Annotated in this window: 22 protein-coding genes and 1 tRNA gene; 12 read left to right on the forward strand and 11 right to left on the reverse strand. The window is 54.0% G+C overall.

Features of this window, described 5'->3' with window-relative positions; all coding sequences use genetic code 11:
* Window positions 1-160: 160 nt before the first annotated feature.
* From SD425_RS18695 to SD425_RS18715, 5 genes are all read left to right on the forward strand, one after another.
* Window positions 161-946, forward strand: a complete 786-nt coding sequence (locus tag SD425_RS18695) for a PASTA domain-containing protein (RefSeq protein ID WP_324671517.1) — start codon at window positions 161-163, stop codon at window positions 944-946.
* A gap of 188 nt (window positions 947-1,134) precedes the next feature.
* Window positions 1,135-2,976 carry a T9SS type A sorting domain-containing protein gene (locus tag SD425_RS18700; RefSeq protein ID WP_324671518.1) on the forward strand — a complete coding sequence of 614 codons (1,842 nt, stop codon included), beginning with the start codon at window positions 1,135-1,137 and terminating at the stop codon, window positions 2,974-2,976.
* A gap of 84 nt (window positions 2,977-3,060) precedes the next feature.
* Window positions 3,061-3,357 (forward strand): rhodanese-like domain-containing protein, encoded by a 297-nt coding sequence (locus SD425_RS18705; RefSeq protein ID WP_324671519.1) that lies wholly within the window; start codon window positions 3,061-3,063, stop codon window positions 3,355-3,357.
* 154 nt (window positions 3,358-3,511) lie between these two features.
* Entirely contained in the window at window positions 3,512-3,961 is a 450-nt protein-coding gene (locus SD425_RS18710; protein ID WP_324671520.1) for a MarR family transcriptional regulator, read from the forward strand.
* Between the two features lie 26 nt (window positions 3,962-3,987).
* Window positions 3,988-4,425 (forward strand): organic hydroperoxide resistance protein, encoded by a 438-nt coding sequence (locus SD425_RS18715; RefSeq protein WP_324671521.1) that lies wholly within the window; start codon window positions 3,988-3,990, stop codon window positions 4,423-4,425.
* A gap of 62 nt (window positions 4,426-4,487) precedes the next feature.
* Here SD425_RS18715 and SD425_RS18720 read toward each other — a convergent pair whose 3' ends face one another.
* A complete protein-coding gene (locus tag SD425_RS18720) occupies window positions 4,488-6,407 on the reverse strand; it encodes an ATP-dependent DNA helicase RecQ (protein WP_324671523.1) in 1,920 nt (639 codons plus the stop codon).
* Window positions 6,408-6,741: 334 nt separating this feature from the next.
* Here SD425_RS18720 and SD425_RS18725 point away from each other — a divergent pair, with 334 nt between their 5' ends.
* Complete coding sequence (locus tag SD425_RS18725) at window positions 6,742-7,215, forward strand: hypothetical protein (protein ID WP_324671524.1); 474 nt, start codon at window positions 6,742-6,744, stop codon at window positions 7,213-7,215.
* 77 nt (window positions 7,216-7,292) lie between these two features.
* Here the strand turns inward: SD425_RS18725 and SD425_RS18730 are convergent, their stop codons facing one another.
* Both SD425_RS18730 and SD425_RS18735 read right to left on the reverse strand, forming a co-directional pair.
* Window positions 7,293-8,108, reverse strand: coding sequence for a hypothetical protein (locus SD425_RS18730; protein WP_324671525.1), 816 nt, complete (start codon window positions 8,106-8,108; stop codon window positions 7,293-7,295).
* 379 nt (window positions 8,109-8,487) lie between these two features.
* Window positions 8,488-9,141: an ABC transporter ATP-binding protein gene (locus SD425_RS18735; protein WP_086596343.1), complete on the reverse strand. Its 654-nt coding sequence runs from the start codon at window positions 9,139-9,141 to the stop codon at window positions 8,488-8,490.
* Window positions 9,142-9,368: 227 nt separating this feature from the next.
* On the opposite strand from SD425_RS18735, the gene sucC reads away from it, so the two are divergent.
* Window positions 9,369-10,571: an ADP-forming succinate--CoA ligase subunit beta gene (sucC, locus tag SD425_RS18740; protein ID WP_324671526.1), complete on the forward strand. Its 1,203-nt coding sequence runs from the start codon at window positions 9,369-9,371 to the stop codon at window positions 10,569-10,571.
* A gap of 96 nt (window positions 10,572-10,667) precedes the next feature.
* Here sucC and SD425_RS18745 read toward each other — a convergent pair whose 3' ends face one another.
* Window positions 10,668-11,147, reverse strand: coding sequence for an Ohr family peroxiredoxin (locus tag SD425_RS18745; RefSeq protein ID WP_324671528.1), 480 nt, complete (start codon window positions 11,145-11,147; stop codon window positions 10,668-10,670).
* Between the two features lie 165 nt (window positions 11,148-11,312).
* Here SD425_RS18745 and SD425_RS18750 point away from each other — a divergent pair.
* A tRNA-Arg gene (locus SD425_RS18750) sits at window positions 11,313-11,387 on the forward strand.
* Between the two features lie 372 nt (window positions 11,388-11,759).
* Complete coding sequence (locus tag SD425_RS18755) at window positions 11,760-12,398, forward strand: Type 1 glutamine amidotransferase-like domain-containing protein (protein ID WP_324671529.1); 639 nt, start codon at window positions 11,760-11,762, stop codon at window positions 12,396-12,398.
* 156 nt (window positions 12,399-12,554) lie between these two features.
* Here SD425_RS18755 and SD425_RS18760 read toward each other — a convergent pair whose 3' ends face one another.
* The 3 genes from SD425_RS18760 to SD425_RS18770 all read right to left on the reverse strand — a co-directional run bounded on the left by SD425_RS18760 (window position 12,555) and on the right by SD425_RS18770 (window position 15,298).
* Window positions 12,555-13,100, reverse strand: coding sequence for a hypothetical protein (locus SD425_RS18760; protein WP_324671530.1), 546 nt, complete (start codon window positions 13,098-13,100; stop codon window positions 12,555-12,557).
* Window positions 13,084-13,905: a helix-turn-helix domain-containing protein gene (locus SD425_RS18765; protein ID WP_324671531.1), complete on the reverse strand. Its 822-nt coding sequence runs from the start codon at window positions 13,903-13,905 to the stop codon at window positions 13,084-13,086. Before SD425_RS18765 ends, SD425_RS18760 begins: the two co-directional genes overlap by 17 nt.
* Window positions 13,906-14,179: 274 nt before the next feature.
* Complete coding sequence (locus tag SD425_RS18770) at window positions 14,180-15,298, reverse strand: acyltransferase (RefSeq protein WP_324671532.1); 1,119 nt, start codon at window positions 15,296-15,298, stop codon at window positions 14,180-14,182.
* 339 nt (window positions 15,299-15,637) lie between these two features.
* Here SD425_RS18770 and SD425_RS18775 point away from each other — a divergent pair, with 339 nt between their 5' ends.
* Window positions 15,638-15,901 carry a hypothetical protein gene (locus tag SD425_RS18775; RefSeq protein WP_324671533.1) on the forward strand — a complete coding sequence of 88 codons (264 nt, stop codon included), beginning with the start codon at window positions 15,638-15,640 and terminating at the stop codon, window positions 15,899-15,901.
* Window positions 15,902-15,990: 89 nt separating this feature from the next.
* Here the strand turns inward: SD425_RS18775 and SD425_RS18780 are convergent, their stop codons facing one another.
* The 4 genes from SD425_RS18780 to SD425_RS18795 form a co-directional block, all read right to left on the reverse strand.
* Window positions 15,991-16,452 (reverse strand): molybdopterin oxidoreductase, encoded by a 462-nt coding sequence (locus SD425_RS18780; protein ID WP_324671534.1) that lies wholly within the window; start codon window positions 16,450-16,452, stop codon window positions 15,991-15,993.
* Between the two features lie 18 nt (window positions 16,453-16,470).
* Complete coding sequence (locus SD425_RS18785; RefSeq protein ID WP_324671535.1) at window positions 16,471-18,768, reverse strand: nitrate reductase; 2,298 nt, start codon at window positions 18,766-18,768, stop codon at window positions 16,471-16,473.
* Between the two features lie 384 nt (window positions 18,769-19,152).
* The gene (locus tag SD425_RS18790) at window positions 19,153-20,175 is read right to left on the reverse strand and encodes a glycoside hydrolase family 43 protein (RefSeq protein WP_324671536.1); all 1,023 of its coding nucleotides are present in this window, start codon (window positions 20,173-20,175) and stop codon (window positions 19,153-19,155) included.
* 320 nt (window positions 20,176-20,495) lie between these two features.
* On the reverse strand, window positions 20,496-22,229 hold the full coding sequence (locus tag SD425_RS18795) for an alkaline phosphatase D family protein (RefSeq protein WP_324671537.1): 1,734 nt from the start codon (window positions 22,227-22,229) through the stop codon (window positions 20,496-20,498).
* Window positions 22,230-22,510: 281 nt separating this feature from the next.
* Between SD425_RS18795 and SD425_RS18800 the strand changes: the two genes are divergently transcribed.
* Both SD425_RS18800 and SD425_RS18805 read left to right on the forward strand, forming a co-directional pair.
* On the forward strand, window positions 22,511-23,002 hold the full coding sequence (locus SD425_RS18800; protein WP_324671538.1) for a Panacea domain-containing protein: 492 nt from the start codon (window positions 22,511-22,513) through the stop codon (window positions 23,000-23,002).
* Window positions 22,986-23,360, forward strand: coding sequence for a hypothetical protein (locus SD425_RS18805; protein ID WP_324671539.1), 375 nt, complete (start codon window positions 22,986-22,988; stop codon window positions 23,358-23,360). The genes SD425_RS18800 and SD425_RS18805 overlap by 17 nt, the downstream gene beginning before the upstream one ends.
* The last annotated feature ends 107 nt before the right edge of the window (window positions 23,361-23,467 follow it).

The raw sequence follows: 23,467 nt of genomic DNA on the forward strand, positions 1-23,467 counted from the left end.
CTATAAGATTGGACCTAGCCTGTCGTTCAACGATGGTAACCACCCCCAACCCCTCCTTGCAAAAAGGAGGGGAGCTTGGGCCTAGCTCTTTCTCTCAACAATCTAGCTTTTAGCGCTAATTTCGCCTCCTAACCCTTAGCTTCTAGCTCCTTCCTAAACAATGGCTTTTCTTAAATCAGACACCCCCTTCGACGTTGTGAAGCACCTGCTGGTGATGCTGGTGGTCGGGGCGCTGCTGTTATTTGCCTTTTTCTTTGTCTACTTACCCATCACCACGCATCACGGCGAAACCATTGTAGTTCCGAAGATCACCGGGATGCGGCTGGAAGCGCTGGAAGATTACTTGGACGAGCGTGACCTGCGCTACTTCGTAGACGACTCTAGTTACAACCCCAGGATCCAGCCGTTTACGATACTCACCCAAGACCCCGCACCGGGCGAGCGGGTGAAAGAAGACCGCAAGATTTACATCTCGGTGAGCATGAAACACCCACCGGTGATCAAGATGCCGAAGCTCACAGAAGGCACTGAGAAAACAGCGTACATGATCCTGGAAAGCTATGGCCTAGCACTAGGCAAATTGATAAAAGTGCCTGACTTGCGGCAAAACCAAGTCCTGCGGCAGCTCGTCGATGGCAAGGAAATCGCTCCGGGTGCTCCTATTGCCAAAGGCACTCGCGTAGACCTAGAAGTAGGCGACGGCCTAGGTAACCAAGAGTTTCCGGTGCCCAACGTAGTGAACATGCCAACCGACGAAGCAACCACCTTGCTGGTAGGCCAAGGCTTACAAGTAGGCGAGATTTTCTACCAACCTGCCGAAGATGACCAAACCGATGGCACCGTGGTAAAGCAACGCCCCACGCCAGGCCCCGGCGCCACCATCCGCATGGGGCAGCTAGTCGACTTATGGATAGCGGGCGAGGAGCCAGTGAAGCCTGTTCGGTAGGACTTTTTGCCACTACGTTCCCTTAACTTCAGCAAAGAAGCCGTGCGATTTGTACGGCTTCTTTGCTGAAATTCTGTTTTGTGAACCTAGGTGCCATACTAAATCGTACCTCTCTGAGGTTAAGCTTAACGGCCAACTGCGTAAGCTCCGCGGACGCATTGGAAGCCAAGCTATTCAAACACCAATTTATGCGCTATTCCAAACAACTACACCGCGCTTTTTTCCTGTTTTTCTTGCTCCCGCTGGTTGGCCACGCCCAGACGGTAGCCCCGTTGGAAGCTGACCCCAGCCGCACAGCGCCAACGGCTGAGCGTAGCGTTCGTGCCCGAGGCACGGCGTTGGCTTTGCCCGTATTCGACGATTTCACGGGACGTGAAGGGCAGCCCAATACGCAAGTATGGCTTGCGCGGGGCGGCACGCTGGTTAACAACCGCTTTCCGGTAGCGCCGCCCTCCCGAGGCGTAGCTACTTTCGACGGCCTTAATGCGAGCGGCCAACCCTACGGTTCTGCCGTCAGCGACACCGACACGCTCACCTCGCAACCCATCGACCTAGGTGGTCTTACGGCGAGTGCCCAAGTGTACCTGAGCTTTTTTTGGCAAGCTGGCAGTGTAGTTGGGGCGCCATCTCTGAATAGTAGCAGCCGACCCGTGTACTTGTCTCTGGAATTCTTGGATAATACGGGCATCTGGCGCCAAGTCTGGATTGAGCGGAGCACCAGGGTACAAACGGCGTTTCAGCAGCAACTTATTCCGGTGACAGATAGTCGCTACTTGCACAATGCTTTCCAGTTCCGCTTTCACTCATCGGGCAATCAGGCCAACACCAACGATGCTTGGAGCATCGACTATGTCTACCTCAACCGCGACCGTTCAGCCACCAACAACTCTTATCGCGACATCGCCACCAGCACCCCGCTCACCAGCCTGCTGAAGACGTACACGGCCATGCCGGTGTGGCAGTATAATGCGAGCACCTCACCTACTAACCTGTTGAATGACAACACCTCCACGACCATCAACAACTTCGACGTAGGTCCGGCCAACACCCCAGTTACTTGGACGGGCACCCTGCAAGTGCTACCTAGCAACGCGGCCACCACGTACTTAAATGGTACTTCTTCCCTGCAACCTAGCCAGCAGCAGTTCGCTGTGACTGGTAGCATACGCAACACGCCCTTGCCCATTTCTGATGTAGGAAAGCGCGTGCGGCACACCATCACGCTTCTCACCAACGAATCCAACCAACGCACACTTCCCAACGACACCATCAGCCGCATCACCGAGCTAACGGATTATTATGCCTACGATGATGGCACGCCCGAAGCGACGGTAGCGACTAGCGCCCTCAGCTATTTAGTTTACCGCTTCGACCTTAACAAGGCCGATCAGGTGAAAGGACTGCGCTTGCACATGCTGCCATCCCCTACGGCAACCAGTCGCGTACTCACCATTGGCATTTGGGATGAAAAGGACGGCAAGCCTTCGGGAGTAGCTAAAGCTACCCAAGCGTACACCGCACCAGCATCACCGCCGGCCAACTACGTTGATATTAACTTCCCAGCCCCCGTACCAGTAAGCGGCTCGTTCTATATCGGTTACGCAGCTAGTGGCAACTTTCTGCAAGCAGCCCTAGATTACAACAGCACCGTTCCTGCTAATTACATACTCGTTTCGCAGGGACCAGTTACGGCTACCAGCAACAACTGGTCGGCTTCTACGCTACAAGGGGCCATCATGATGCGTCCAGTCCTCACCAACAACATCGTTGTGACGGCAACGGCCGATGCCGCGACGGCGGCCACGTTTAGCGTGTATCCTAACCCTAGCTCTGGCCTCGTGCAGGTGCAGGGTAGTTACCGCCGTGCTACGGTGCTCGATGCCGTGGGGCGGGCAGCTTGGGTTCAGCCTGCCGCTCAAGCTGGCCAAGCAAGCCTGAACCTAAATGCTTTACCAGCTGGTGCCTACGTACTACAGCTAGAGCTTCCTAACGGCTTGAAGGTGACCAAGCGATTGATTCTGACGGAATAAGACAGCGCAGAAGCACTTCGTTCTTCCATTTTTTGCGAAATTGCACACTTAACGCTCCTGTCTTTCTTTCCTTTTTACCATTCCATGCCCGATATTACTCCTGCTGAACTTAAAGAGCGCCAGCAAGCTGGCGAGAAATTGAACATCATCGACGTGCGCGAGCCGTGGGAAAATGCCGAAGGTCGTATTGAAGGCAGTCAAAATATTCCCCTCGGTTCTCTTCCCGGAAAGCTAGATGACTTAGAGGACCTGAAGAGTGAAGAAGTGATTGTGCACTGCAAAGGCGGTGGTCGCTCTGCTTCGGCCAAAGCCTTCCTAGCACAGCAAGGTTTCACCAACGTACGCAACCTAATTGGGGGCTTCTCTGCATATCAGCAGTAGATTACCAAACCTACTTCGACGCTCGGGCGCTACCTGCTAGGTAGTGTCCGAGCTTTTTTATTTTACTAATCAGCATGTTATGGAATTATTTTAAACTATTCGGTTGTATACAATTAAATTTAGCAAAACCACACTACCTTTGCTCACGAAGATTATGAACAAGCCTGCTCTCAACGACGCCACCGAACTTCTCAAACTGGATAACCAGCTTTGTTTTCCGCTGTACGCGTTGTCGCGCATGTTCACCAAGGCTTATCAGCCGTATTTGCAAGCGCTGGATATCACCTACCCGCAGTATTTGGTGCTCATGCTACTCTGGGAGCATCAGGAGCTAACGGTCAAGGAGCTAGGCGAGAAGTTGCTGCTCGATTCTGGCACGCTCACGCCTTTGCTCAAGCGCATGGAACAGCGGCAGTGGCTGAGCCGGCACCGCGACCCACGCGACGAGCGTTCTGTGGTTATCACGTTGTTGCCCGCTGGCAAAGAATTGCAAGCGCCAGCCTGCAGCATTCCTGTGCATCTTCTGGAGAAGCTTCAGCTCTCCCCCACCGAATTTGAAACCCTGCGCACGCAGCTTCAGCAGTTGCTGACGGTGCTGCGCTAATTTTTTACTTTACCCCTCTATTTGCCATGAAAATTGAAAAGGTCTTCACTGCACAAGCGCTTGCCAAAGGCGGCCGCGACGGTCACGTTAGCTCTGCCAATCAAGTATTAGACCTAGACCTCAGCACCCCCAAGGAGATGGGTGGCCCAGGCAAAGCTGGCGCTACGAACCCCGAACAACTATTTGCCGCTGGTTACGCCGCTTGTTTCGAGGGTGCCCTAGGTGTGGCAGCCCGTCAGGCTCACGTGAAGCTGGAAGGTGTAACGGTAGAAGCGTTCATTGGCTTCGGCAAAGCTGAAGATGGCGGCTATGGCATTTCTGCTGATCTGCACGTGAACATCCCCAACGTGGAGCAAGCCCAGGCCGAGCAATTGGTAGAAGCCGCCCATGGTATTTGCCCTTACTCGCGCGCCACTCGCGGTAATATCGAAGTATCGCTGAGCACCACGACCAATCCTGCCTAAGGGGCTAGGATACATCGTAAAATAACAAAGCCACCTATCTTACGATAGGTGGCTTTGTTATTTTACGTCAGTTTACCGTCGGCGGCGTAGCGCAGTTCACCCCGGTCCACCAATTCTCGCAATAATTCCGTGACTGTGCTAGCCTGAGCCGGAGTAAACTGGCTGACCACTTGGCGCGGTGTCTGCGGGTTAGTGCGTACTAGCTGCAAGAGTTGCTGACGTAGCGCCGGCGATGCACCTGCTGGATGTTGTTGCTTTTTCTGCTCTATGCAATAGTCGCACACCTTGCACATGGGTGCATTCAATTCACCAAAGTACGCCAACAACAGTTGCTGACGGCAGCGTTCGCCCGTCGCATAACGCACCACAGCGGCCGTTCTTTGCTGCGCCAACTCTCGGGTTTCGCGCAGGTGTTTTTGATCGAGTGGCAGTTTGTCGGCGTCGTAACGAGGCGTCGTGAACAGCGCCTGCGGGGAGTCGTGCTTAGGTTGGTAGTGTATAATACCCGAGCGGTGCAGAAACAGCAGCATTTTGCGTACGTCTACCACGCTCAGGCGCAAGTACTGAGCTAGGCTATTTTCAGAAATACGCTGAAAGCTGGTAAAGATTTCTCCTCCATTGAGCCGTAGCAAGGCCTTGATAAGCTTGTCATGCTGGGCATTAGCCACCTGAAAGCGGTACAGATCATTATGATCGATGGGAATGTGCACGCGCGCCGGGTTATTCACGGCTTCGTTTACTTGCACAAAGCCTTCCCGCTCCAGCGTCCGCAGGGCGTTGTGCGCATCTACGGCCTTGATGCGGTACGTTTCGGCAAACTGCTGGATATCAAAATCGAAGGCCACCAGCTCACCGCCACCCACGGCCGTCCGGGAAAAATTAGCCAGCGCCTGATAGACGCGCCGCACCGTGTCGAGCGGTGGGTGAGCGAGTTCCGTGCGCCGACGTAGATCTTCGGCATCGTTCGGGCCGGTGAGCAGTACGGCAAAGGCGTATTTTTCGTCACGCCCGGCCCGACCCGCCTCCTGATAATACGCTTCTAAGTTATCAGGTGCGTCGAGGTGCACCACGAGCCGCACGTCGGGCTTGTCGATACCCATTCCGAAGGCATTAGTTGCCACCATAATGCGCGTCCGGTCTTGCATCCAGTCCTGCTGGGTACGGTGGCGCTGCTCGGCGGGCAAACCCGCGTGGTAAGCTGCCGCCGGTAGCTGATGCTGCTGCAAGAAAGCAGCAGCTTCTTCGGTTTGTCGGCGCGTACGGGCATATACGATGCTCGTTTTGCCCGGCCCAACGCCGCGAACAATCTCTAGCAAGCGTCGCAGCTTGTCTTCCGTCTGAAAAACCGAGTATGAAAGGTTTGGCCGGGCAAAGCTCTGCTGAAAAACTTGACCGCCGGACCGAAAACCTAGCTTCTCTACAATATCCTGCTTCACTAGCGCCGTGGCTGTGGCAGTAAGCGCAATGACGGGCACGGTGGGTAGCAACTCGCGCAAGGCTGCGATTTGTAAGTATGGCGGCCGAAAGTCATACCCCCATTGCGACAAGCAGTGGGCTTCATCAATGGCCAGCAAATTGACGCGCATACGCGCCACCCGGGCCCGAAACAAATCGGTGAGCAAGCGCTCTGGCGACACATACAGAAACTTGACCGGGCCATACACGCAATTGTCCAGCGTCTGGTCAATTTCCTGGTGGCTCATGCCCGCATAAATGGCCTCAGCCCGAATGTCGCGGCTGCGCAGGCGCTCTACCTGGTCTTTCATAAGCGCAATCAGCGGCGACACCACCACGCAGATACCATCGCGGGCCAAAGCGGGGACTTGGAAGCAAATGCTTTTTCCGCCACCAGTAGGTAGCAGAGCTAGCGTGTCACGTCCTGCCAATACGGAGCGGATGATATCTTCCTGTAACGGCCGAAACGCCGTGTGCCCCCAATGGTGGCGGAGCAAGTGCAGAATATCATCGGTAGGCGCAGGCACAGGCAGCAAAGCGTTAGCGGAACCACGAAGATAATACCAGTGCCACGTAAATAGAATACACTGCTACGCTAACCACGCTGAGTACTTTTTAGGCTTCGAGCAAAGCTAGGTCATGTAGCATCGTAAGGCCTCTTGGCCTTCTTATTTAATTTATATTACGCTTTTAAATATGGTTTATCATTAATATTAAGAATTTAGTATGCTTTTTGAAAGCTCTGTTTGCTCACAATAATCTAGCAAAGACACATCTTCTCGCTAGTCCCCGTTCTTTCCGCTCTTTTCCCCTACACGCTCTTTTTGCAAAATGTCGTCCCCAGAAGTGAAACCATTATTTATGGCCTCGCACGTCAGTGCCTACTATGATTCTACCAATGACTGGCTCTACTTAGATTGGCACGGGGAGCTAGATCTTGATGCACTTCGCAAAAACTGTCTGCAATTGGTACTGTGCTTGGTAACAAAGCGATACAAACGAATCTTGAACGATAACACTAACCTCACGAAAGCGACTACTGATGTAGTACCCTGGTTAGCGACAGAGATACTTCCCTACATGAAGCTCGTCGGGATAGAATATATGGCCTGGATACTATCACCAAATTTGGATGTGCAGAACGAGGCGAAAGAGGCTATTGAAGAGTTAACGAAGCCTGTTGTGGTGCTCTTCGATGATATGGCTTCGGCCTACGAATGGTTGAGCTCTGTCGACTTCAAATCACCAGCAATGCTCGCACCCGCTAGCAGCATCGAGCAGATTATGTCAGTACTCAAAAACCGAGTTTCGTACTTAGGTGGCAAGATGTGGTAGCCCTAAATAATGCTAAAAACAAGAGCCCGGTTCTAGTTAGAACCGGGCTCTTTATATGATATATGATCAGCTACGCCTTATGCAGCAGCCGACTCGCCGTTCTCACGGTCGTCAATGGCTTTGCGCAGCTTAGCAATAGCCTGCCGAGCACGCTCTTCGTCCAGACGGTTAATGTTAAGCAACATCTTAGTCTTCTCCTGGCGCGTGATCACCGGATGATTCAGCAGACGAATGATCTCTTCCTTCTGCGCAGCTGTAGCATACGCTACAGTTGGTGTTTCGACGGGAGCAACTGGCTCAGCTGGCACAGCCTTCATGGGAGCAGGAGCTTCAGCCGCTACGGCTACTGGAGTAGCTTCAGGAGCAACAGCTAAAGCTGGCTTCACCTCAGGCGTGTTGCCGGCATAGTCCATCTCTTCGGCAGGAGTAGGCTCGTAACCAGCAGCCCGGATGATCCAAGCCAGAATGTTACGGTATGCCTTGCCGATGGCGCGCGTCTGCGCCATACTCATAATGGCAAACTCCTGGTAGAATTTCTTGCCGTTCTCCTTGTTCGAGCACACGGCAAAGCCGGCGCCTACTGTGTGACCTGAGCGCAGGTCAAATAGTGTCACCTTAGCCTGGTACTTCATCTCCGTGTCGGTGCTGACGTTGATGACGTGGTCGACGATCGGCACGATGCCGAGACGCGAACCGGCATATTGCCAACCTTCCACGTTCACAAACTCTTTGCCCTGCACTGTCGTCGAGAGCTTGTTATCCTTGATGAACTTGGCTAGGTCCGTAGCCAAGTGCAGCGTCTCGTCGGAACGGGAGATGTCGTAGCTCTCAACTTTATTCTTGCGAGCTGGCTCCTTGGTGGTTTTGATAGCTTCGTTCATGGCGGTTTCCATAAGTGTCCTGTAGTACGTTGTGATGTTCAGATATAGAACTAAATATAGTCTATAAAGGTGCAAAAACCATCTTGTTTTTTAGTAAATTTTCTATCTGTAAATCAGCATGTTATAAATTAATTTTTATACACACTTACTAAATTACTTAGACAAACATCTACTAAATCTATTATCAGCTAAGAAAACTAGCGTAGCTACTTCTTTTAGCCACGCTAGTTGCCACCGTTATAATTGAAGCGACAGCGGACTGCTTGGTTGCGTAACCGAGCAGTCCGCTGTACCAGCGGTCCGTTGCCACAGCGGACGCGTTCCGGGGAAAGAAAAAGCCCGTAGAAACCTAGGTTTCCACGGGCTTTTCAACGTGTTTCAGTTCAATAAGTTACTCCGAGATGTAGCCGTCCTTCATAATGATTTTGCGGTCGGCCATTTCGGCTAGCTGGTCGTTGTGGGTCACAATCACAAACGTCTGCCCTAGCTCCTTGCGCAGCAGAAAGAAGATCTGGTGCAGCTCTTGGGCATTCTGCGAATCGAGGTTGCCGCTGGGCTCGTCGGCAAAGATGATTTCGGGCGAGTTGATCAGGGCGCGGGCAACGGCGGTGCGTTGCTGCTCGCCACCACTCATCTCGCTGGGCTTGTGGTCGGCGCGGCGCTCTAGGTTCAGCATGCCAAGCAGCTCGCGGGCTCGCACGCGGGTTTCTTTTTCCGAACGTCCTGCCAAGTAAGCTGGCAAACACACGTTTTCGAGCGCCGTGAACTCCGGCAGCAAGTTGTGAAATTGAAAGATAAAGCCGATGTGGCGGTTGCGAAACCGAGCTAGGTCCGAGCGCTTGAGCGAGCTGACCGACTCTCCATCAAACAGCACCTCGCCCGAATCAGGGTTATCGAGTGTGCCGAGGATGTGCAGCAACGTGCTTTTGCCAGCTCCCGAGGAGCCGACAATGGAAACGATTTCCGACTTTTCAATCGTCAGGTCGATGCCTTTGAGTACTTCCAGCGTGTTATAGCGCTTGCGAATATTAATGGCCTGCAGCAAAGTAGGTCAGGGTTGAATGAGCGGGACGAGACAAATCTACGGATTGTAGGTGGTTGTGGGGGTAGTAGTTGTGGGATAATTGTCGGGCCAGGGAGCTAGCTTCCACGCCACTACTAGCGTGAAGGCAGCAAGCTAGGCCAGACTCCGCCCCCATTTTTACACTTCCGTGCTCCGTTATTATTACCTACTTTCGTGCCTAGTTACCACTTTCCACTGATTGACCCCCTATGAACATTCACGAGTATCAGGGTAAAGAAATTTTAAAAAGCTACGGCGTCCGGGTGCAGGAAGGCATCGTGGCCGACACGCCAGAAGAAGCCGTAGCCGCTGCCAAGCGCCTGACCGAAGAAACCGGTACGGGTTGGCACGTAATTAAAGCCCAAATCCACGCCGGTGGCCGCGGCAAAGGGGGCGGCGTGAAGCTGGCTAAAAACCTGGAGCAGGTAAAAGACATTGCTGGCCAGATCATTGGCATGCAGCTTATCACGAAGCAAACAGGTCCGGAAGGCCGCAAAGTGCATAAAGTACTCGTAGCACAAGATGTGTACTACCCCGGCGAATCGGAGACCAAAGAGTACTACATGAGCGTGCTGCTCGACCGCGCAACGGGCCAGAACGTTATTATCTACACCACGGAAGGCGGCATGGACATCGAGGAAGTAGCTGAGGCGCATCCCGAGAAAATTCACCGCGAGCATGTTGACCCACGCGTAGGTCTGCAAGCCTTCCAGGCGCGCAAGATTGCTTTCAATCTAGGTTTGTCGGGCGATGCTTTCAAGGAGATGGTGAAGTTCGTAACAGCTCTTTATAAGGCCTACGACGAGACTGACTCTGCGATGTTCGAAATCAACCCCGTGCTCAAAACCTCGGACAATAAGATCCTGGCCGTTGACGCGAAGGTGAACCTCGACGACAACGCTCTGTACCGCCACAAGGCTTTCGCCGACCTACGTGACACCAACGAGGAAGACCCCTTGGAAGTAGAAGCTTCGGAGTCGCACCTGAACTATGTAAAGCTCGACGGCAACGTGGGCTGCATGGTAAACGGCGCGGGCCTAGCTATGGCTACCATGGACATCATCAAGCTATCGGGCGGCGAGCCGGCTAACTTCCTCGACGTAGGCGGTGGGGCCAACGCGCAAACCGTAGAAGCTGGTTTCCGCATCATCCTGAAGGACCCGAACGTGAAGGCTATCCTGATCAACATCTTCGGTGGTATCGTTCGTTGCGACCGGGTTGCTAACGGTGTGGTAGAAGCCTACAAGAACATCGGCGACATCAAAGTGCCGATCATCGTTCGTCTGCAAGGCACCAACGCCGAAGAAGGCGCGCGCATCATCGATGAGTCGGGTCTGAAGGTATTCTCGGCCGTATTGCTGAAAGATGCCGCACAGAAAGTAAAAGAAGTACTAGCCGGCCAGACTGCTTAGTCACACCCAAAGCTAGCTTACACGAAAAAGCCCGTCTGATGCGTCAGACGGGCTTTTTTATGGTCTTGCCTAGGTAAGCTAGGCTATACAGCAATTTTACTGAACGCCGCCTTTTTCGGCTACGCCTGCATTTTCTTCAGCTTCAACAGGAATTGCTTGGCCTTGTACTCGTAGCTCTACTTCCATGTTGCCACGCGTACCTACCGAATACGGACAGATTTTGTGGGCCTGGCGCACCATGTCCACAGTTTTGTCGTGGTCGAAGGATTTCAAGTCTACATCCAACACGGCAGACAGGCCATAGCCTTCGCCTTCTTGGAAGAGCGTTACGGAACACTGTACCGTCGTTTCAGAATCAAGCTTATCGCCGGCCCGTTGGGCAATTACGAGCAGCGCTTGCTGGAAACAGGATGAGTAACCAGCAGCAAATAGCTCTTCAGGGTTGGTAGCACCTTTCTTTCCTCCTAGCCCTTCTGGCACCGACATATCCAGGTCGATGATACCCGTTGCAGAGCGTACGTGGCCGCTGCGGCCGCCAATGGCCGTAGCATCGGCCGTATACAAATTCTTTTTCATGGTGTAGGTGGTGATATAAGCAGAAGTATTTTTCTGATTAGCTTAACTGGCTTTCGGTCATTTAGGTTACCTGTTCTTTCAAGACTACCGTGTAGCGGAAGTTTAAGCCAAATGTGCGCTGGGTTTGGCAACACACATTTTTCTGTCTACTTTTGCGCCACTCTAGGTCGCGTCGTACAACGGATAGTATTAGAGTTTCCGAAGCTCTCGATCTAGGTTCGATTCCTAGCGCGACCACCAGAAACCGTGTTTACAAGCTGTAAACACGGTTTTGTTTTTTTCTGGGGTACAGGTAAGAATATAAACTTGCGTTCTACCTTCTTCTGCATTTTTGGGTAGATCATCGGACCTAGTTTTCTAACTCCCTCTCCAGGAAGGTCAAAGACCCGCATTGTCAAATGGCGGCGCGGGCCTTTCTCATTAGTACTAGATACACATGGAGGAGCTGAACAAACAACTTTGTTTTTCAAGCTAGATTAAAAGAGAAGACCAGCTAGGTTATCCAAACGAAAAGGAACTTGATCGTGTAGGAAGGTCTTTCTGATTCTGACTCCCCTGCTGAGTAGTGCAGCGATTCGTTTGCCTATCGGTTATCCTAGCGTTCTTGTTACCGTGAAGTACTACTTGTCTTCCTATAAGTTTGGTAATCAGCTAGACCAGCTTCCCTCACTGCTGCCGCTAGCTGCTAAAATCGGGCATATTCACAACGCGCGTGACTTCACGACTGCCGACGTCGAAAGAAAAGTGCGCAGCCAGCAGGAAGAAATCGCGCAGCTACAGCAGCTCGGCTTTGCGGCGGAAGCGTTGGACCTGAAAGATTATTTCCACCGAGAAGCAGCGTTGCGAACCAAACTCAACACCCTACACGGCGTGTGGGTGAGCGGGGGAAATACTTTTGTCTTGCGGCAGGCCATGCGCTTGAGTGGGTTTGACTGCGTTATTCATGAGCTAGCGCAACGGAACGACTTTTTATACGCGGGCTATAGCGCCGGCATCTGCGTGTTATCCACGTCGCTGCAGTATTTGCACCTGGTGGATAACTCAGATGATTTCCCCTACCCCGACTGCCAGCAACCCCTGTGGCAGGGGCTAGGGCTGCTCGATTACGCATTGCTACCGCACTATGACTCTTATCACCCGGAATCAGAGGCAATCGGGCGAACCGTTACGTACTGTATTGAACAGAAGCTGTTGTTCAAAGCACTCCGCGATGGTGAAGTACTGGTAATGACAGAGAGGGATGCTAGCTAGCGTGTACCTGCTGGCTCCTTACCGCGTGTTACCTAGGCCATTATTGCAGGAAGTCTCCTATGTTATGAAGGGCTATCTTAGCTAGTGACGTTCCAAAAAGCTGATAAGCGTAAGTGTACTGAGCGTGGGCGCCACGCGAACCTAGCACTGCAGGGCTCAGGGGGCAATGGGATGCAGCTTTTCATCTACCTCCGTCCCTTGGCCCGCCACCCGACACCAGCCCGTTTCCTTCTTGATAAACACCTCCAGCCGGCGCACTTTCAGGGCTACCTCGCGCCCATCGACCGTGAGCTGAACATCGGCCAGCCAATTCACCACAGCCGAAGTACCACTGTAGAGCCGAATAATTTCGCTGCCGGGCACGGGCTTCACGCTTCTGAATACCACCTTGTCTTTCTTTTGCACTGCTCGCCATTGCGGCACCGAGTAGGAAATGTCGCCTTTCGCGCCGACGGCCACAATATCGGTCGGGCAAGAGACGCGTTCCGCGCCGCCTGGGCTATGTAGGATGGCGCGTATTTGCTGCCGTTCCTTGGGGTAGCTCACCGTATCGATTTGGGCCGAGGCCACTGTGGCGGAGCAAAGGAATAGGCTGGTGGCGAACACAGTTTTCATCATCGCGGGGAGTGGATACCGGGCGAAGGTAGCAGGCACTAATCCGTCAAAATAGTACAAATACGACAGACTAAATCCGTAGGTCATCTTGCACCGTCAGGGGCGCGTGTTGCAGCTCCAAGGCTAGTTGCTTTGGGGTGCTGGCGGTAAACTCCTTGAAATCCCGAATCAAGTGCATCTGATCGTAGTAGCCACATTGGTAACTAATGGCTGTCCAACTCGCCTGAGGCTGGTTTACTTTCAGCCGGTAGGCTTGCGAGAAGCGGATGAGACGGGCAAAGAACTTGGGCGAGTAGCCTAGTTGCTCATGAGCTTTGCGCTCGAACTGGCGAGGGCTCAGGCAAGCCATGGCCGCGGCTTGGTCGATTGGATGGGCATATCCCCCGCTCACCATCCACCGGGCCGCCTGCGCCAAGGCGCTGCTCGTGGCCCTTGTCAGCTTGCGTAACAGGTAGGCTTCCACAATGCGTTTCATGTCCAGCGAATGCCTAGCTGCCTGGAGCTGCTCACTTACGTCGCCGATTTCTCGGCCTAGTAGCTCCATTGCCGGCAGGGGCACGTCCCGCAGTTCGTGCAGGGGCACGCGTACTAACTGAAACAAGCCGCCCGGGTGGAATGCCACCGACACAAAGCGATGATCAGGACCCATAGCCAGATCGACTTTTCTGGTTTGGGGCCCTACGATCGTACAATCGGGTAAGGCTAGGAAAGGATGCCCCTGTTGGCGGCTTTGGGTTGCGTCACCGGGATAGAAGTTTAGGCTGTGCTGCGGGGTGGGTGGGAACGGCGCTTGACGGCTGTAGGCAGCACCGCTTAGGCGTACCTGCAAGACCATGATGTGACTTACCCAGGGCTGTAAGGCGGGGTGAACCGCGTAGTAGTCAGGCTTCATACACGGGGCGTACGGGGGAGAAGGTGCGTCGTGCTTCTTGCGCTGGCTCGTACGCAGTGTAAGATAGGAAAAGGGAGCGGATCGATTTTCCTGCCGCCGTTCCTAGGATATCATCTCTCGCACGTCCACGGCACCTTGCGTTTAAGTAACGCTAAGGTGTGCCGGGTGCCTATTGGTACTGAAGGACTAGTCCCTATCCTGCGCCGAACAAACTAGCAAGTCTACTTATGCAAGCTCCTTACAGGAAGAGCTTGTTAGTTGCTGACTATTAGACTTATTGCTTTACCCTAAAATAAGAGACTTCTGCTGAACCTGTCTTTAACTTCTTGCTCAAGTACGCACGAAGGGGAGTATCTACGAAGCGCATAATGCCATACGCTAGTAACAGCAACAAGAGCACACCGAGTGGAATCAGCATGGCTAGGGTACTCAGCGGTGGTTTCTGCTTTTCTATGTAGCTCAAAAAGACCCACAGGAAGGGATAATGAATCATGTAGAGCGGGTAAGAAATTGCCCCTAAGAAGGTGCAGAGCTTTGCGGCACGTATCGTCAAGCGTGCTCCGGCACCTAGGGCTACCAGCAGGGGGAAGTAGAAGAGCACGACCACTGAGTCGATAAGCCAGTTCACCTGCTTGGAGAAAGGAAGCAGAAAGGCCGCCATCAGTAACAACGTAAGGGCGAGAAATCCTAGGCGTGTGGGGATGATCCACTTAGCGCGATACACAACGATGCCCACCAGAAACGAATAGCTGACCCGCACGGCGCCACCGCCAACGTTGTCACCACCCCAGCCTACTGCCAAGTTTGTGGCTGCGTACGCCTCGTAACAGAGTGCCATAGCTGCTAGCACCGTGAGAACATGCAACGTGCTTGGGCGCATACGGACTAGCACCACGGCATACACGAAATTAGCTACGTACTCCCAGAAGAGTGACCAAGTCGGCGGGTTGAGGTGGAAGAGGTTGAAATACCGTTCTGGCACTAGTGGATAAGGAATCAGCAGGCACGAGGCGACAAAAAGCGGCAGTACTTTAGAGGCATATGCGGTATACAAATTACTGAAAGGATCCAGGCGAAAGGTCAGCAGCCCTAGGAACGACCCAATCACTACCAAGGGATGCAAACGAATCAACCGGCGCATAAGAAAGGAAGCAACTCCGATTTTTTCTAGGCGTGTGTCATAGGCACAGGCGATGACAAAGCCCGATAAGCAGAAGAAGAAATCGACGGCAAAGTAGGCGTGGGCAATGAAGTTGTCGGCGTAATCGGGAACGGCAAACTCCATGAAGTGGAAGACAACGACGGCAACAGCAGCAATGCCACGTAGGCCATCCAAGATGCCGAAATAGGGAGTTGTTTCCTGGTCAGCAGGGAGGGAAGCTGTCTGGGTCATGGCCTGGGTGGGAGGGCAGAAAGTGCTAAGACAGCAACTTAGCACTTAAAAACAGAATGGGTACAACTCTACCTCTTCTGGTTACGCCTTTGGTGTAGCACGTAAGTCTCCTGCTGAGTACTTATGCGTCAGGGTCCCTTCTTCGACTAGCCGACCTATGCTTCCCTGCCTAGAAGTTCACTGTCGCTTCGTTACTTAGATCAGGCAAGCAGAAATAAAAAAAGAGCCATGTACACATCCTTCCTCAGATTCAGACATACGGTAGCACTCGTGTTCTGTACCCTATCATCCGCTATTCTTGCTTCCTCTCCCCTACTGGCGCTAGGCCAGCAGGCGCCTGTGGCACACCGTCCTGCAGCAGCTACGTGGAAACCCACAGCGGATTCTGTTACGATTCCGAACTACCTATACCGGACCCGGTTTCGCAAAGCGGTAACGCATCCGCTAGGGGCAGCGGGCCGCCCTAATGTCCGGTCAATCTATTCCTGTCCGCCTAGGGCAGCTGTGTACGTGCTGGGCCAGAGCCAAGGAGGGTACACCAAAGTAGCGGTGAATGGTCGTGTTGGGTATGTAGCCAGCGAGTGGTTGGCGGATATCCGGTAGGTAATTTTTCAGTAATGCTCCTACGCAGGGTCATATTCATCACCTTCACAAAGTCTAAATAGAAAAGTAAAGTGAAGAAACAAGCTAGCTTACTCCTCTGCCACCAGCAGCGTTTGGGGTGCGGCTTGCTTGATACGGCCGAGTAACCAGTCGCCCTGACGCTTGGTGCGGGCGCTGCAAAATGCATAACACGCCTTAAGCTCTTCGTCGCGCAGGCCCAAAGCCGCTTGACGGATGACAATCCAGCACAGCTGCACTTCCTGGGTCAGCAGCCACACATCGTGCAGGTCGCGCAACAAGGCTAGGCTGCCGCTACGCTTCTGAGTAAACAGGTCACGCTTCAGGTTCGCTGGCTCGTTGCTTTGTTCTTCCGAATACTTTTCAACGAAGCTCATGATTTTGCCGTGGTGCTCACGCGACCAGGCCGAAAGCTTTTGGCATATCTGCTCGATGTCGGGCTCATCTTTGTGCTTCCGGGAAACGTGCTCGAAGGCATCGGTAAGCTGCTTTTCGCTGTTTTCGAGCAGACCTAGGTAGTGGCTAAGGAGCATGGCGAGGTAGAGACAGGGTTAAACCTTACGAATACGGACGGCGGCATACTTGAAGTGGGGCTGCTTGCTCACCGGGTCCCACTCAGTCAGTGTCAACTCGTTGGCTGCGCGTGGCCGATCGGGCTTGTCCCAGTAGCCGTAGTGAAAGGGAATAAAGACCAAACCGGGCTCAATATCGCCGATGCGGGCAGGCTCCAGCACCTTGCCCCGCCGCGACGTCACCTCTACCATATCGCCTTCGGCGATGCCGTAGCGGGCCGCATCCTCGGTGGCGAGCTGCACGTAGCTGTCGGGCGCCGCGTCGTATAACGCTTTAGAGCGACCGGTTTTAGTGCGCGTGTGAAAGTGGTACACCAACCGGCCAGTAGTCAGCCACAGTGGGTAGCTTTCGTCGGGCTCTTCGTGGGGAGGCTCGTAGTCTACGCCTTTCAGAAAGGCCTTGCCTTTCGGGTCAAGGAGCTTGTAATCATCCTTGCTGCGGGGGGCGCCGGTTTCGAGGTCGTGGCCGTAGGTCTCGCAGTAGTCGATATCGGTGCTAAAGACGCCATCTTCGTACAGGTGGGGCTTGCCATCGGGGTACTGCTCATTGCAGGGCCACTGAATACCGGAGCCACCGGTGAGCTTGGCGTAGCTCATGCCAGTATAGTCGCAGGGGCGGCCACGGGTGCACTCGCGCCACGCGTTGAAGGCATCTTCTGTAGTTTGCCAGGTGCTGGTCAGCAGCGGGTTACCATCTTTGTCGCGGAAGTCCATGCGTTGGGAGTAATCCACGAAAATGTCGAAGTCGGAGCGCGCCTCGCCGGGCGGATCAACAGCTTTGTGGGAGATGTGCACCGTGCGGCCTACGTTGGTAAAACAGCCCGTTTTCTCCCCCCAAATGGCTGCCGGCAGCACGACGTCGGCCAGGGCCGTCGTTTCGGTGGGAAAGGCATCCTGCACGATGACAAACAGATCTTCTTTCGCCAGAATCTTACGGGCTCGGGCTAGGTCTGGCAGCGAAACCAGCGGATTGGTACCGCTGATCCAGAGCATCTTGATGGAGCCTTGCTCGCAGTAGCGCCAGAGTTGCATAGCGTGCGTGGGCGGTGACCAATGCGGAATCTGATCCGGGTGCACGTTCCATAAGTCGGCCAGCTGCTGAATGTGCTCTTCGTTGCCCCAGTTGCGGAAACCAGGCAAGTCACCATCGGCGCCGCACTCGCGGGTGCTTTGGGCCGTGGGCTGGCCATTCATTTGGTAGATGCCACTGCCGGGACGACCAATCAGTCCGCGCAGCAGATGAAGATTATTAACCTGCACGGCCGAAGCCGTCGCCTGCATGGACTGGTATACGCCCTGCAAAGCGGTTGACACTAAGCTATTGCAGGTACCTAGGATGTGGGCCGCTTCACGCAGCTTATCAGCTGGTACTCCGGTAAGCCGCTCCACGCGGTCGGGCGTCCACTTGGCCACTATCTGCTTCAACTCTTCGAAGCCCAGGGTATGAGCGTCAATGTACTCTTGGTTGATTTGCCCGGCCTCGATGATGAGGTGCAGCAGCCCGTTCATCACCGGAATATTGGTACCCACGCGCGGAGCTAGGTGCACGGTCGCCTTTTCGACGGTGTAGGTAGCGCGCGGGTCAATCACGACCAGCTTGGGCGGGTTAGGCCCAGCCAGCCGATCCAGCACGCGCATCCACAGCACGGTTTGCTGGGAGGCAATATTGTGGCCCACGTGCAAAATGGCTTCCGTGGTATCGAGGTCGGAGTAAGAGCCTGGTTGCCCATCGGAGCCGAAGGACACTTTCAGGGCCGCTGCGGCCGTAGCCGTGCACAGGCGCGTGTTGCCGTCCATGTGGGGCGTACCGAGGCCGGCTTTGCCCACAACGCCCAGGGCGTAGTACTCTTCCAGAAATAGCTGCCCTGAGGTGTAAAAGCCAATGGAGCTAGCGGTATGCTTATCAATCAACTCCTTCGACTTGCTCACGATCAAGCTCATGGCCTCGTCCCAAGTGGCTTCCTCCAGCTTGCCGTTGCGGCGGATAAGGGGCTTGGTCAGGCGGTCCGGACTGTTGTTGGCAACCCAGCCGTGCAGCCCCTTCGGACCTAGGCGGCCGTGGTTGACGCTATCAACCGCTCGGCCGCGCACGCCCACGATGCGGCCGTCTTTCACGCCGATGTCACAGCCGCAACCATTGGAGCACAGCACGCAGGCCGATTGTACCCAGTGGTCGGGCTCTTCCTCCACCCGTTCGTCGACGCGTACGGGCCATTGTCCTTCGTAACCGGTGCGCGAGCCCCAAATGTCAGCAATACTGTCGCGAGTTTCTTTCATACCTAGCACATTCGTGGAAGTCACTGCGGCTGACCGTCCATCCTAACCGTAGCTAGGCGAGCAATAGGACAGTGGCGTCAGCCAACGTTTCGTGCGTATTCTTACGAAACTCAGCCTGGGAAAGTAGCTGGGATTTTAATATAATTTTAATCTAACCTCTGATAACCGCCTCAAGTAAATGCAAGCCAGCTAGGTAAGCCCCTTACCTACCTAGGCGATACTTCCTTACAGTGCGGGATCAACAATGGCTTTGCAAAGGGACCATATACTTTATAACTCGTTTGATCCTCCAATTAAGAGAGAAGGCGAGTATCCTTTGCCTACTCAAGCCGGATGAAGTAAGTCTATCGTGTGGGCACCGGCGCCTGTTCAATAAATTCCTATTTACTGACCTACAGGCCAGCTTAGAACCGTTTTCGTAGAGACAGGAGCACCGAAACGCGGGGTGCCATCAGGGTTCCAACTGAAGGGCTGCATGCGCAAGCTTCGCTGTTCGCACTTGCCTGTTGGGGCATCTTTGGCGTGGTACACAATCCAATCTTGCCGGCCATTGGGTGAGGTGGTAAAGCTGTTATGACCAGGACCGTAGACGCTGTTAGCGACTGATTTGCAGAACACCGGTTCAGAAGACTTCGTCCAGGAGCTAGCTTGCAGCAAGTCGCTTTGCCCAGAGGCCGTGAGCATGCCCAATGAATAATTATCATCCCAGCAGGCACTGGCCGAATACACGATGAAAACCTGTCCTTTCTTACCGCGCAAAAACTCGGGTCCTTCCAAGATTTGGCGGCCGCCCCCTTTCTCCCAGGTGTAGGTTGGCGTAGCAATAACGACTTCCTTATCGGCGAGCAGCGTCCACGGGTTTTGCATGGGCGCAATGCAAAGCACGCTCTGTGGGCCGACATACGCAGAGTAGAGAAAGTATAACTGGCCCCGATCCTCAAACACCGACCCATCTAGGCCTGGGTAACGGGTGTTAATTTTGCCGCGGTCGATCCACTGACCGGTGGTTGGGTCGGCAGCGCTATTTTCTAGCACGAATACGCCGCGGGTATCGTCGTTAAACTTCTGCGCATCGGCCGCCGTGTAGTATAGGTACCATTTCCCGCGTTGGAAGTGCAGCTCAGGAGCCCAGATTCCGCCCGAGTTGGGGCCCGTGGCGGGAGGCGTCCACACGGTTGTCGCCGACGCCGCCGACACTTGGCTGAGCACCTTGGTTTTGCGAATCACCAGCCGGTTGCCCATGGTGTTCATGTAGTAGTAATAGCCGTTATGGCGAGTTACCCAAGGGTCAGGCCCATTATCCAACAGGGGATTCGTGAAGGAAGACCCTAGCTGTTGGGCGGTACCTAGGTACTGAAAAGCGAGCAGGAAAACAGCCAGAAAAGCAAGCACTCGGTAGTGACGCATACAAATTTGGTGGGGATGACCTGACGGTAGAGTATCCCCCGTAATGTAGTAAATGCGCTGGAAGAGCACAGCCCACATACATATGGAAGCGTGGCTACCTAGGTAGCAGCTCACCCATTACACCGATGTATTCACGCCGCAGCTGATCGTTGTCACTGCTTCGGTACAGAAAAGGGTTGCCTACGACCTTATCGGCCATAAGCAACCCTTTTTAGCGGCAATCCGAGAAGGTCGCCACTTTATGAATCAGCATGAGAGCCTAGAAGCAGAGCTAGGCAGGTATTATCACCGCGATAATTCTCATTTGCTTGCTGCTTGTTTTACGCTTCACTCACGACTTTGCCCGTTGTTGTCGCCGTGCTTTCTGTCAGGATGCTGGCAACATATTGCCATTTGGATGTAGCGGCGGCGGCGGTAAACTCGGCTAGTACGTAGCCCCGTTGGGAAGCATCGAGATAGTTGAGGTCGTCGATCAGCAGCTCCGTGGATTGAGCAAAGCCCTGGGCCGCTGCTGTATTGCCACCAAATAACGCTTCGAAACCGGGCGAGGAAACGGAAGCGCAGGCAAACTCAGCCCCTACTTTGCGGCCACTGGCATCGCGCAGGTCGTTGTACCAGGCATTGTGCGTGTCGCCGGCCAACGAAATAAGCTTTTTGCCGTTGGCAGCGGCGTAGAGCTTTTCCCGTTCGGCGGGGTAGCCATCCCAGGCATCTAGGTTGTACGGCAGCACCGTTTCGACGCGGGCACGCTCGGCGGGGGTCACTGTGGGGTCGCCCTGCTGAATCCGGGTTTTGATAGCGATAAGCTGCGTGGAAACCGCCGTGTACTGCGCCAGCAGCGCCGGAGTCGCCCCGCCAGAAGCTAGCTGCGCAATAAGCGACAACAGCTCGGCTGGAATGTACATTTTGCCCATCAGCACCTGCGAGCCAAGCACCTGCCACTTGGCCTGACTGCCGGCCAGCGAAGTAGCTAGCCAGGCGCGTTGCTCGGCGCCTAGCATGCTACGATTAGGGTTGAGCCAAGCCGCTGCGAAAGCCGGCGCGTTGAACACGTTGCCCGGCCCGAAATAATCTGAGTAGCTCAACTGCTTGTCGCGCCCCAGCATGCGCGTGTCGAGCATGAGCAGGTTGGCTAGCCCACCTAGGTCGAAGCTCCGGAAGATCTTGTCTCTGCTGGCTACGCGCGCCGGCAAGTACTCGTGCCATACCTGCTGCGCATTCTTCTTCCGCTGCTGAAAGTCGCCTTCGTTGGGCTGGTGGTTTTCGGCCCCATCGATGTAAGCGTCATTGGCTAGCTCGTGGTCGTCCCACACGCAGATGAACGGCTTGCGCTGGTGCGCCTTCTGGAGCTGTTTGTCGCTACGATACTGTTTGTAACGGGTGCGGTAGTCCTGCACACTTATCACCTCCACTGTTGGCAAATGCCCTCGGTTCAGGGCGGCGGTGGCCGGGTTGGAGCCATATTCTCCGCGGCCGTACTCGTAGATATAGTCACCTAGGTGCACCACCACGTCGGCGTCGGACTCGGCTACGGCGCCGTACACGTTGAAGAAGCCCGCTTGGTAGTTGGAGCACGAAACCACGGCTAGCTTCATGCTACTTACCTGGCCGGCCGTGGGCAGCGTGTGCGTTTCACCCACCACTGATTTTGCCTGACTTAATTCACTCTGGAAGCGGTAATAATACTTTTTGTTGGCTACCAGTCCTGTTACGTCGGAGCTGATCGTGTAATCTGTAGCGGCGCCGGCCATTAGGCTGCCACTCTTCAGCACCGGCGCGAAGCTGCTGTTGTCGGCTAGCTCCCAGCGGATGGCTGTGTCGCCGGCTTCCGTCAACAGCGGCGTGTAACGCGACCAGATGATCACACTGCTTTGGGAGGGGTCGAAGCTAGCTACGCCTTCGAGGAACCCGAATGAGCCGGGCAATCCAGGCAGTTCGCCGTCATCATCGCAACTAGTGAGTACGGCTGGTAGCAGGGCCACACCACCGGAAAGGAGGGCCGTATTTTTAATGAACTCACGGCGGTTGAGGTTTTTCGTAATCTTCTCCGGCATAATAGGATTAGCTAGGTTTACCTAGACCAAGGTAGAGCGGTGCTATTACATGACTATTATGCCTGCGTTACATAATTAATTAAATTTAAACTATAAATATTTACACAAAAATCAGCTAAATCCTTCTGCTCTTTCTCGCATCAACCATCCCTCTTGTCCTTACGTCCAACACCTAGCTTTCCATTGGCACTCTATTTTGTATTTCTTCGTATATACGCTATACTTTACCGTAATTTTGTCCTAACCGGGAATCGCGGTAGTTACTTTAGAATAACCCAAGCATGGAAAACGCAGTAGCCGTTGCTAATTACTTCGTGCGGAAGTCATTGGAGTCCGGCATTCCGGTGACGCCCATGAAGCTGGTAAAACTAGTGTACGCAGCCCACGGCTGGTACCTAGGTCTGACGGGCGAGCCGCTCATTGCCGAAGGTGTGCAGGCTTGGAAATATGGCCCCGTAGTACCTTCCGTGTATGACAGCTTCAAGATCTACGGCGGCAGCCCCATTACGGAGCCAGCTGGCAGGCTGGAACCGAACGGACACGTGGTCTATTATGCCCTTAACGCCCCGAGTCTCACTAGCTTCTTGGACAAGATCTGGGACGTGTACAAAGACTATTCGGCCGTGGAGCTCTCAGCACTTACGCACCAGGAAAACACACCGTGGTTTGAGACCTGGCACCAGCAAGGTGGTCGCAACAATCGCTCCGTCGTTATTCCCAACGACGCTATTCAAACCTATTACCAGGACCTAGCGAGTGCCAACGCCGTCTGACACCCCGCCCCTACCCGACCTAAGTGCCATTCGGGGCGAAAAACGTCCGACTCGCAAAACCAAGTTGGCTACGGACGAGCAAGACTGGTTTGAGCAGGATAAGCGCAAAGGTGCCCACCGACGTGACCAACGCGCCAAAAACGTTATTCACTACACGGTGCTGAGCTTGGTCGTGGTGGCTGGTATCTGCTTGGCTGTGGGGATTGTTATCCGGGTTTGTCACTTGATATTACCACAGAACGAATTGTGGCTCACAAAGGAACAAACCGACTTTATCGACCATTTGGCTCAGCTCGCCGGCTCCGGCGTACTGGGCGGCTTACTAACTAAATACCTAGGTCGCAACATTGAAGGCTAGCTTCAAGCATCACCCTATAGAGTACCCGACATTTTGTTATCATGTTTATCTCCCCCTTCGTTAGCTAGCCTGTTTACGGTTAGTGTAATACTAGTGGCTTCTTTCGG

Origin of the sequence: Hymenobacter sp. GOD-10R, assembly GCF_035609205.1 — a bacterium.
Classification (GTDB): domain Bacteria; phylum Bacteroidota; class Bacteroidia; order Cytophagales; family Hymenobacteraceae; genus Hymenobacter.

Excerpts from the sequence above, each read along its gene's own strand:
- SD425_RS18695 (WP_324671517.1), top strand. The coding sequence starts at position 161 with ATGGCTTTTCTTAAATCAGACACCCCCTTCGACGTTGTGAAGCACCTG.
- SD425_RS18700 (WP_324671518.1), top strand. The coding sequence starts at position 1,135 with ATGCGCTATTCCAAACAACTACACCGCGCTTTTTTCCTGTTTTTCTTG.
- SD425_RS18705 (WP_324671519.1), top strand. The coding sequence starts at position 3,061 with ATGCCCGATATTACTCCTGCTGAACTTAAAGAGCGCCAGCAAGCTGGC.
- SD425_RS18710 (WP_324671520.1), top strand. The coding sequence starts at position 3,512 with ATGAACAAGCCTGCTCTCAACGACGCCACCGAACTTCTCAAACTGGAT.
- SD425_RS18715 (WP_324671521.1), top strand. The coding sequence starts at position 3,988 with ATGAAAATTGAAAAGGTCTTCACTGCACAAGCGCTTGCCAAAGGCGGC.
- SD425_RS18725 (WP_324671524.1), top strand. The coding sequence starts at position 6,742 with ATGGCCTCGCACGTCAGTGCCTACTATGATTCTACCAATGACTGGCTC.
- SD425_RS18730 (WP_324671525.1), bottom strand. The coding sequence starts at position 8,108 with ATGGAAACCGCCATGAACGAAGCTATCAAAACCACCAAGGAGCCAGCT.
- sucC (WP_324671526.1), top strand. The coding sequence starts at position 9,369 with ATGAACATTCACGAGTATCAGGGTAAAGAAATTTTAAAAAGCTACGGC.
- SD425_RS18745 (WP_324671528.1), bottom strand. The coding sequence starts at position 11,147 with ATGAAAAAGAATTTGTATACGGCCGATGCTACGGCCATTGGCGGCCGC.
- SD425_RS18760 (WP_324671530.1), bottom strand. The coding sequence starts at position 13,100 with ATGACCTACGGATTTAGTCTGTCGTATTTGTACTATTTTGACGGATTA.
- SD425_RS18765 (WP_324671531.1), bottom strand. The coding sequence starts at position 13,905 with ATGAAGCCTGACTACTACGCGGTTCACCCCGCCTTACAGCCCTGGGTA.
- SD425_RS18770 (WP_324671532.1), bottom strand. The coding sequence starts at position 15,298 with ATGACCCAGACAGCTTCCCTCCCTGCTGACCAGGAAACAACTCCCTAT.
- SD425_RS18780 (WP_324671534.1), bottom strand. The coding sequence starts at position 16,452 with ATGCTCCTTAGCCACTACCTAGGTCTGCTCGAAAACAGCGAAAAGCAG.
- SD425_RS18785 (WP_324671535.1), bottom strand. The coding sequence starts at position 18,768 with ATGAAAGAAACTCGCGACAGTATTGCTGACATTTGGGGCTCGCGCACC.
- SD425_RS18790 (WP_324671536.1), bottom strand. The coding sequence starts at position 20,175 with ATGCGTCACTACCGAGTGCTTGCTTTTCTGGCTGTTTTCCTGCTCGCT.
- SD425_RS18795 (WP_324671537.1), bottom strand. The coding sequence starts at position 22,229 with ATGCCGGAGAAGATTACGAAAAACCTCAACCGCCGTGAGTTCATTAAA.
- SD425_RS18800 (WP_324671538.1), top strand. The coding sequence starts at position 22,511 with ATGGAAAACGCAGTAGCCGTTGCTAATTACTTCGTGCGGAAGTCATTG.